Origin of the sequence: Pseudomonas sp. RA_15y_Pfl1_P11 (genome assembly GCF_963970975.1) — a bacterium.
Taxonomy (GTDB): Bacteria; Pseudomonadota; Gammaproteobacteria; order Pseudomonadales; family Pseudomonadaceae; genus Aquipseudomonas; species Aquipseudomonas tritici.
This window is the reverse complement of the sequence record NZ_CAXAOY010000001.1, coordinates 449,217-457,643: the sequence shown is the minus strand read 5'-3', so window position 1 is coordinate 457,643 and position 8,427 is coordinate 449,217. Positions and strand designations below refer to the sequence as shown.

The 8,427-nt window shown below is 58.5% G+C and carries 7 protein-coding genes and 4 pseudogenes; 7 read left to right on the top strand and 4 right to left on the bottom strand.

Annotated elements, in window-relative coordinates:
• Positions 1 to 425 precede the first annotated feature (425 nt).
• The 4 genes and pseudogenes from rhtA to AACY44_RS02200 form a co-directional block, all read left to right on the top strand.
• Positions 426 to 1,313: a threonine/homoserine exporter RhtA gene (rhtA, locus tag AACY44_RS02215; protein ID WP_339414599.1), complete on the top strand. Its 888-nt coding sequence runs from the start codon at positions 426 to 428 to the stop codon at positions 1,311 to 1,313.
• A 164-nt stretch (positions 1,314 to 1,477) separates the two neighbouring features.
• A complete protein-coding gene (locus tag AACY44_RS02210) occupies positions 1,478 to 1,759 on the top strand; it encodes a hypothetical protein (protein WP_049709138.1) in 282 nt (93 codons plus the stop codon).
• Between the two features lie 110 nt (positions 1,760 to 1,869).
• Positions 1,870 to 1,983, top strand: a pseudogene (locus AACY44_RS02205) (glucose 1-dehydrogenase); the annotation flags it as partial.
• A pseudogene (locus tag AACY44_RS02200) lies at positions 1,959 to 2,186 on the top strand (DsbA family protein); the annotation flags it as partial. The pseudogenes AACY44_RS02205 and AACY44_RS02200, both read left to right, overlap by 25 nt.
• Before the next feature lie 51 nt (positions 2,187 to 2,237).
• Here the strand turns inward: AACY44_RS02200 and AACY44_RS02195 are convergent.
• From AACY44_RS02195 to AACY44_RS02185, 3 genes are all read right to left on the bottom strand, one after another.
• A complete protein-coding gene (locus AACY44_RS02195) occupies positions 2,238 to 4,046 on the bottom strand; it encodes an aminopeptidase P family protein (RefSeq protein WP_339414600.1) in 1,809 nt (602 codons plus the stop codon).
• Between the two features lie 49 nt (positions 4,047 to 4,095).
• A complete protein-coding gene (locus tag AACY44_RS02190; protein ID WP_339529719.1) occupies positions 4,096 to 5,256 on the bottom strand; it encodes a cysteine desulfurase family protein in 1,161 nt (386 codons plus the stop codon).
• Positions 5,257 to 5,489: 233 nt separating this feature from the next.
• The gene (locus tag AACY44_RS02185; protein ID WP_339529717.1) at positions 5,490 to 5,759 is read right to left on the bottom strand and encodes a hypothetical protein; all 270 of its coding nucleotides are present in this window, start codon (positions 5,757 to 5,759) and stop codon (positions 5,490 to 5,492) included.
• 398 nt (positions 5,760 to 6,157) lie between these two features.
• Here AACY44_RS02185 and AACY44_RS02180 point away from each other — a divergent pair.
• The 3 genes and pseudogenes from AACY44_RS02180 to AACY44_RS02170 all read left to right on the top strand — a co-directional run.
• Positions 6,158 to 6,499, top strand: a pseudogene (locus AACY44_RS02180) (NAD(P)H-dependent oxidoreductase); the annotation flags it as partial.
• Between the two features lie 188 nt (positions 6,500 to 6,687).
• Positions 6,688 to 6,876 (top strand): annotated as a pseudogene (locus AACY44_RS02175) (acyl-CoA dehydrogenase family protein); the annotation flags it as partial.
• Between the two features lie 11 nt (positions 6,877 to 6,887).
• Positions 6,888 to 7,991 carry a sigma-54 interaction domain-containing protein gene (locus AACY44_RS02170; protein ID WP_339414604.1) on the top strand — a complete coding sequence of 368 codons (1,104 nt, stop codon included), beginning with the start codon at positions 6,888 to 6,890 and terminating at the stop codon, positions 7,989 to 7,991.
• Here AACY44_RS02170 and AACY44_RS02165 read toward each other — a convergent pair.
• Positions 7,980 to 8,345, bottom strand: coding sequence for an antibiotic biosynthesis monooxygenase (locus AACY44_RS02165; RefSeq protein WP_339414605.1), 366 nt, complete (start codon positions 8,343 to 8,345; stop codon positions 7,980 to 7,982). The genes AACY44_RS02170 and AACY44_RS02165 overlap by 12 nt on opposite strands.
• Positions 8,346 to 8,427 lie beyond the last annotated feature (82 nt).

Here is an 8,427-nt window from a genome sequence, read left to right as displayed (position 1 = left end):
CACTTGCGCTTCCGATCTCTCGTTAGCGGGAGGCGAATTCTACAGCGTTACACGCTGCTGTCAACACCTCTTTTTCTCCGCTTTCGACCGAGAGGATCGAAACGTTAATAGAGCCAAACAACACCGCCCTACCAACTCCTTCTGGGCTTCGATGAACTGAAGCAACTCGCCGTCGAATTTCGCATAACTCTTTGTTTACCAAGGAGTTTTCCGTTTCGACTGCGCCGGAAGTGGGGCGAATTATAGACTTCCAGAATCTGCCGTCAACCCTTAATTTGGTTTTTCTATCAAAGAGGCTGAAAACCTCAAAACCCGCAGTCTGTAAGTTGCCTGCCAGGATAATTGAGCAATATATTGCTCAACCTCCGACAGTTAAGCATCATAGCGTCGACGCCTCTCTTAATATGACCTCGGACGTACACCCAATGAATACCTCCACCCGCAGCCTGGCCTCGACATTGTTCCCTGTTGGCCTGTTGCTGATCGCCATGGCTTCCATACAGTCCGGCGCCTCGCTGGCCAAGAGCATGTTCCCTATCGTCGGCGCACAAGGCACTACGACCCTGCGTCTGATTTTCGCCAGTGTGATCATGCTACTTCTATTGCGTCCTTGGCGCGCCAAACTGACGGCCAAATCCCTGCGCACGGTGATCGTCTACGGAATGGCACTCGGCGGCATGAACTTCCTCTTCTATATGTCCTTGCGCAGCGTGCCCCTGGGTATTGCCGTTGCCCTGGAATTCACCGGGCCGCTTGCCGTGGCGATCTACGCCTCACGTCGAGCGGTGGATTTTCTGTGGATAGCTCTCGCGATCACCGGCCTGCTTCTATTAATCCCAATCGGTGACGCCAGCAGCGGCATCGACTTGTTAGGCGCAGGCTACGCCTTGGGAGCTGGGGTCTGCTGGGCGCTCTACATTCTGTATGGCCAGAAAGCCGGCAATGACAACGGCGTACAAACCGCCGCCCTCGGCGTGATGATTGCCGCATTGTTTGTCGCACCGATCGGCATCGTCCATGCAGGCAGCGCGTTACTGACTCCCGCACTGATCCCGGTCGCCATCGGTGTCGCTATCCTGTCCACCGCCCTGCCCTACACCCTGGAAATGGTCGCACTGACGCGCCTCCCCGCCCGCACCTTCGGCACCCTCATGAGCATCGAACCGGCGTTTGGCGCGCTCTCTGGCCTGTTCTTCCTGAACGAGCACCTGTCCTTGGCGCAGTGGCTGGCAATTACTTGCATCATTCTGGCCTCCGTAGGTGCCACGGTAACGATGCGCAGCGAGTCAAAGCCATTGGTTCCGGCGGATTGAAACCTGTTTGAATGTAGCTCTGGCATTTAGCGCGCATTTAGGCCATGTTTAAGCCGTAAACGAATGTCTTTCATGGAGAATTTCGACAAGGACTGTGCCAACGCGACACCCGAGAGCAAGTAGAGCAAGCTTCACTCTTTGCGAGGCGGCTATTAAGGATAGGAATGAAGCGAATTTTGATACTGTTAATGGTCATGGCCATTGCTGGCTGCGCCGCGACCACCAAGACAGAAGTAAAACGTGGCAAAAAAGGGCTGCATATCAACTGTTCCGGCCTGTCTTCTTCCTGGGACCAGTGCTACACCAGTGCTACCAACGCCTGCGGCGCCAAGGGCTACCGGGTAATCGCAAAGTCCGGTGACAATTCCGAGGAGCCAGGGGACTACCCCTTCGGCCTCAACCCTGCCGGCTACACCAGCCGCAGCATGATCGTCATCTGTAAGTAATCGCTTGAGCAGTCACCTCCTGGCTGCTCACATCTAATTCCCGGCACAAACCGACCCTTTACACAGCTGCGTCTAAACGCCTGCTCGACATTCGAGCCAAGGGAGTTCCCATGACGCACAACAAGAAAATCGTCTTAGTAGTAGGCGCCGGTGATGCAACCGGTGGCGCCATTGCCAAACGCTTCGCCCGCGAAGGCTACGTTGCCTGCGTGACCCCGAGGTCGTGGCTGCCGTGCTTGCCGAGCACGGTTTCGATCCAGAAAAGGTCCTGGCCCAGGCAAACGACGAAGCTGTAAAGGCTGCCCTCAAGGACAACACCGAACAGGCCGTTAAGCGCGGCGTGTTCGGTGCACCCAGCATGTTCGTAGGCAGCCAGTTGTTCTTCGGTCAGGACCGTTTGGAGTTTGTGCGCGAAGCCCTGAGTTAGATGTCGACAATATAGCCGGCGCCCTGATCAAGGCGCCGGAACGGCAAGTGATCAGATAGCCGCCGTACGCACCCGCAGCCATTCAAGCGCCGCGCCACTGAGCAATAGGCTTAAGCGCTCACGCACTTCGGCGTGGTAAGCGTTGAACCACTCACGCTCGTCCGCCGTCAGCATCGACGGTTCCAGACAGCGCGTGTCGATCGGGCACAAGGTCAGGGTTTCAAACTTGAGGAATTCGCCGAACTCGGTCTTGCCCGCTTCGCGGTTCAACACCAGGTTCTCGATACGCACGCCCCAACGTCCCGGACGGTAAGTGCCCGGCTCAATTGAGGTGATCATCCCCGGCTGCATCGCCGTTTGCGGAGCAGTCGCAGCCTGGTAGGCAATCACTTGCGGACCTTCATGCACGTTGAGGAAATAGCCTACACCGTGCCCGGTACCGTGGCCGTAGTCCACGCCTTCGGCCCAGATCGGCGCGCGGGCAATGGCGTCCAGCAGCGGTGACAAGATGCCTTTTGGGAAATGCGCACGGGACAACGCAATCACACCTTTGAGCACACGGGTGCAGTCACGTCTCTGCTCTTCACTCGGCGTACCGATAGGCACCATTCGGGTGATATCCGTGGTGCCACCCAGGTACTGGCCACCCGAATCAATCAGCAACAGGCCATCGCCTTCGATCAGCGCGTGCTCCTCTTCAGTGGCGTGGTAGTGCGGCATCGCACCGTTGGCATTGTACGCGGCGATGGTGTTGAAACTCAGCGACACATAACCCGGGCGACGGGTGCGCGCAGCGGTCAGGTGTTCGTCGATGGTCAGTTCGGTAATGCGCTCACGGCCCAGCGCACTGTCCAGCCAGGCGAAGAATTCGCACAAGGCCGCGCCGTCCTGCTCCATGGCTTGGCGGATGTGCTCCGCGTCGGCCAGGCTCTTGCGGGATTTGGCCAATGTGGTCGGGTTGAGTCCTTCGACCAGCTTGACACCGGCATCAAGGTTTTCCAGCAAGCCGGCGGTGACGCGCGCTGGGTCGACCTGCAAACTGGCGCCCGCCGGCACCGCGCGCAACGCCTCTACCACTTCGCTGTAATCACGCAGTGTCACGCCATCCTGCTCCAGCACTGCCCGCAACTCGGCATCGACTTTGCTCAGTGCCACAAACAGCGTGGCCTGCTGTTGATTGATCAACGCAAAGGACACAAACACCGGATTGAACGAAACATCACCGCCGCGCAAATTGAACAGCCAAGCAATGTCATCCAGGGTGGCGATGAAGTGCCAGTCGACGCCCTTCTCTTTTAAGCTAGCGCGCAGTGCCGCGAGTTTTTCGCCACGGCTGACGGTGGCTTGCGGTGGAAGGTGTTGATAGATCGGTTGGTTCGGCAGCGCCGGGCGGTCTTTCCAGACCTCACTCAGCAGGTCGATATCAGTACGCAGCTGTGCACCGCGCTCCGCCAATTTTCCGCCCAGGGTACGTGCCGAGGCCACGGCCATCACCGCACCATCCACCGCCACCACACCACCTTCCGGCGTTTGCTCGGCCAACCACTCCAGCGGGCCAGGTTGGCCCGGTTGCAGCTTCACCAATTCGATGCCGCTGCCCTTGAGTTCCTTGGTGGCCTGCTCCCAGTAACGGCTGTCGGCCCACACACCGGCGAAATCCGCAGTGACAATCAGTGTTCCCACCGAGCCATGAAACCCCGATAACCATTGCCGCCCCTGCCAGTAACCCGGCAAGTACTCGGACAAGTGTGGGTCGGCCGACGGCACCAGCAAGGCATGAATGCCCTCGCGGCTCATCAGTTCACGGGTATGCGCCAGGCGCTGGGTAACCGTTCCATGGGTCAAAGGCTGCGTACTCATTGTGTCTCCTGCTAACCACGAATAATTATTATGTGTTGCGATAGATGAATCAGACCGCCCAGAACGCCGGCTCGCAGGCCAGGGCAGCCTTGATCAATTGCACCGCCTGGTCGATATCCTGCTCGGTGGTAAACCGGCCCAGGCTCAAGCGAATGGTACGGCCAGCACTGCGAGCATCATGGCCCAGCGCCAACAACACATGGGACGGTGCATTGCTCGCCGAATTGCAGGCCGAGGTCGCAGAAAATGCGATCCCCGCACTCAGCGCAACGGAGTTGAATTCGCCTTCACTGAACGTGAGGCTCAGGGTGTGGGGAATACGTTGTGTAGCGCTGCCATTCAGGCGCACGCCCGCCACCGATGCCAACTGATCCAGCAAGCGCTGGCGCAAGGCGACGATTACTGCTTTTTCCTCTGAAAAAGACGCCGCCGCCAGGGCGAACGCAGTGCCCATGCCGGCGATCTGGTGGGTTGCCAGGGTGCCGGAGCGCAGGCCACCTTCGTGCCCACCGCCGTGAATCTGCGCCAAGACTTTCTGCTGCGCCCGCGGCCCGACATATAAAGCGCCGATACCTTTGGGGCCATACAGCTTGTGGGCGGAAAACGACATCAGGTCCACCGGCCACTGCGACAGGTCGATCGCCACCTTACCCGCGCCTTGCGCCGCATCCACATGCAAGAGCGCGCCATGCTCACGCACGCGAGCGCCGATGGCCGGGATATCGTTGAGGGTGCCCAGTTCGTTATTGACCAGCATCAGCGACACGAGGAAGGTGTCTTCGCGCAACGCTTCGCTGACCGCTTCGGCACTGATCAACCCATCCGCGTCCGGCACCAGGTAGGTCACGGCCACGCCGGCTTCCTGCAACTGCCGTGCGGTATCCAGCGTGGCCTTGTGTTCGATCTGGCTGGTGATGATATGCCCGCCCGCCACACCCCGCGCCTGGGCCACGCCCTTGATCGCCAGGTTGTTGGACTCAGTGGCGCCAGAGGTCCAGACGATCTGCTCGGAATTGGCACCGACCAGTTCGGCCACTTGGCGACGCGCCTGTTCAACCGTTTGCCGGGCCGCTTGGCCGAACACATGGGAACTGGACGCAGGGTTACCGAAGTTGGCATTGAAGCCCAGACACTCGACCATCACCTGGATGACTCGCTCATCTACCGGGGTAGTGGCGGCGTAGTCGAAATACAACGGACGTTTATTCATGACGTTAAAAACTCGCAGAGCAGGTTCCCGAGAGCAGCGTCTCAGGGGCACCGACCGGAACAGAGGTCGTCAGGTTTAACCGATCGGATGCCATTAAAGAAGGACCACTTTATGAAAATGTGCGTAGGAAGGCTCCTGAAATTCAGCTTAACAGGCTGAAGTCGAGCCATGGCAAACAAAAAGCCCGAGGTTCCTTAAAGGAAGCCTCGGGCTTTTTGTCGCTGAGCGCAGGCTCAACTGGGACGACCATGCAGGGTCACGCTGCGTTCGGCGTTCATTTCACCCTGGCGATCAAAGCCGAAAGGTTTCTTTGGTTGACCGATCAGTGCGGCGCGCTGCTGTTGATACTCATCAAACGACAAACCAAGACGGCTCAACGCTTCCAAGGACAACTCTTTGGTTTCTTCCGCTGTGTAAGGACGCAATTCCGGCGAAGGATGGGTCGCACATCCGGCGAGGACAGAGCTGACAATCAATAAGCAAACAGCGAGGAATCGGTTCATGGCGGTGGCCCTGCAGAGGAGGTTTCGAGTCAATGAACACAGGCTACTCCCACCCTCGCACGGTGAAAAATCACCTCCCGTGATAGTTGCTATCAACCGCCAAGGCACCTCTGATAACGATGCCTTCATATTTCTTTATGATCTATAAATATGGAAATACATTCATTTACTGAATAAACGTAACCCTCTATAAATGTCGCTACGCCTCATTAGCACTGTTGCCTACGCAACTGTTGCCCAGGCATCAGCCGTTCAACAAATCACCCGTCAGACAACAACAGCATTTTCAGCAGTGAGCCTGCAACCCACGCCAATCAGGGGCTGAACCCGTTGGTGCAGTTCTTGCTCAACCGGTGTACTCCACCTGCGACAAACCACTGTTGAAAAAGGAACTGTTCATGACCCGTCCCCTGAATGTCGTTGCCCTCTGCGGCGGAACCTGGCGCCCGTCTCGTACCCTCGTGCTGACTCAAGCCGTACTGGCTGAACTGGCCACCTTGCTGCCGATCCAGAGCACCCGGATCGAAATGGGTGACATTGCGCGGCCGTTGGGCGGTGCGCTGTCGCGTGATGAACTGACCGCTGAAGTCGAATCCCAACTGTTGGCCATCGAACAAGCCGAGCGGCTGATCGTCGCCGCGCCGGTCTATCGCGGTTCGTACCCAGGCTTGCTCAAGCACCTGTTTGATCTGGTCGGCCTCAACGCCTTGATCAACACACCGGTATTGCTGGCTGCCACGGCATGTGATCGTGCACGAGAGCGAAGAGGACGCCTGGAAAGCCGCCGACAAGTTGATCGAGCCCATCAGCGACGAAGGCCTGAGTGCAATGAAGGCTAAATAGACATTGAGGAACACCGTGTGATAGCCAAACCCCCCAGCGTCCTGCCTTCCCCTTTGCACACCGCCAAAGTAGCCGCCCCCCCCAGGGCCTGGAACTCTGCAGCCGCCTGTTCAAAGTTACCGGCGCGCGCTCCACCCATGCTTCGCTGCGCCTGGACCGTCACTTGCGCACCCTGCGCACGCAAACCCTGCACGACCTGGTGGACTACAAGCTCCATGAACTGGGGGATTGGGCATTGAACCAGTCCCTGCCGATTCCAACGTTCTATTCCTAAGAGAGGTGCCCATGCAGCTTTTGACCTTACCGCCCTCGCCCGCCCTTGCGACGTCGATCCGCGCCACGGCACAGGTCTTCGAAGACCCGAAATCCCAGGCGCTGCTCGACCACATCCAGCAAGTGGCGCCCAGCGAAGCCAGCGTGCTGATCATCGGCGAGACCGGCACCGGTAAAGAGTTGGTGGCGCGTCACATCCATAACCTCAGCGCGCGGCGTAACCGGCCGTTCGTGGCGGTGAACTGTGGGGCGTTCTCCGAATCTTTGGTGGAAGCCGAACTGTTCGGCCATGAAAAAGGCGCCTTTACCGGCGCCCTCAGTGCCAAGGCAGGCTGGTTTGAGGAGGCCGACGGCGGCACCTTGTTCCTCGATGAGATCGGCGATTTGCCGATGGCGATCCAAGTCAAGCTGCTGCGCGTCCTACAAGAGCGCGAAGTGGTTCGCCTGGGTTCGCGCAAGAGCATTGCGATTGATGTGCGGGTGCTTGCCGCGACCAACGTGCAACTGGAAAAAGCCATCAACGCCGGGCATTTCCGCGAAGACCTCTACTACCGTCTCGACGTGGTCAGCCTGGAACTCAGCCCGCTGCGTGACCGTCCTGGCGATATCCTGCCGCTCACCCGGCACTTCATCGAAGCCTACAGCCAGCGCCTTGGCTATGGCCCGATCACCATCAGCCGCGAAGCCGAGCACAAACTCAAAAGCTACAGCTGGCCGGGCAATATCCGCGAACTGGAGAACGTGATTCACCACACCCTGTTGATCTGCCACAACGGCCTGATCGAACGCGACGATTTGCGCCTGTCGAACCTGCGCATCGAGCGCCAGGACGACAGCCAGCACGGCACCGACAACAGCGCCGAAGCATTGCTGGCGCGTGCCTTCCAGAAACTGTTCGAAGAACAGGCCGGGGCCCTGCATGAAAAGGTTGAAGACGCCCTGCTCCGCGCCGCCTACCGTTTCAGCCATTACAACCAGGTGCACACCGCCCATCTGTTGGGCCTGAGCCGCAACGTCACGCGCAGCCGCTTGATCAAGATCGGCGAGTTGGCGGTCAACAAACGCCGCCCCGGCGAGAACGTGCAAGGCGAGCGCATGCTGCACTTATCCATTTAGGCGGCAGTGCAGCGCGTTGTCATGGCTGCGCTCAAAACTGCTCAGCACCTGGAACGAACCAAAGGTCACGGCGGTTGCCTGGTGGGCGCGAATCAGCGTCCAGAAATCTTCCTCACCGTGCTCAAAGCACTTGAATGCCGCCTCGCCGTCTTCACGCGTACGCCATTGCAGATAATTCAACACCCGCCGCCCATCAGCGCTGACCTGCACGCTTGCGTTGATAAAACCGCCATGGCCTTGGGCCAGACGCTCACTCTGGGTGCTCAAGGCTGCCACCAGGGCGAATTGTTTCTGGGGCTCGATCTGAAACTCGATCAACTGAGTGAAACTGCGATTTTTCTCTGATACCTGCATGAACACTCCCCTTTCTCTGTAGGCAGAATCTTGTGATTCGATGCCACGCAGGGTAAAACCTCTAGTTAAGTCAAGGTCAAGC

Bases quoted from the DNA above. Each gene is read 5' to 3' on its own strand.
- rhtA (WP_339414599.1), top strand. From the start codon at position 426: ATGAATACCTCCACCCGCAGCCTGGCCTCGACATTGTTCCCTGTTGGC.
- AACY44_RS02210 (WP_049709138.1), top strand. From the start codon at position 1,478: ATGAAGCGAATTTTGATACTGTTAATGGTCATGGCCATTGCTGGCTGC.
- AACY44_RS02195 (WP_339414600.1), bottom strand. From the start codon at position 4,046: ATGAGTACGCAGCCTTTGACCCATGGAACGGTTACCCAGCGCCTGGCG.
- AACY44_RS02190 (WP_339529719.1), bottom strand. From the start codon at position 5,256: ATGAATAAACGTCCGTTGTATTTCGACTACGCCGCCACTACCCCGGTA.
- AACY44_RS02185 (WP_339529717.1), bottom strand. From the start codon at position 5,759: ATGAACCGATTCCTCGCTGTTTGCTTATTGATTGTCAGCTCTGTCCTC.
- AACY44_RS02170 (WP_339414604.1), top strand. From the start codon at position 6,888: ATGCAGCTTTTGACCTTACCGCCCTCGCCCGCCCTTGCGACGTCGATC.
- AACY44_RS02165 (WP_339414605.1), bottom strand. From the start codon at position 8,345: ATGCAGGTATCAGAGAAAAATCGCAGTTTCACTCAGTTGATCGAGTTT.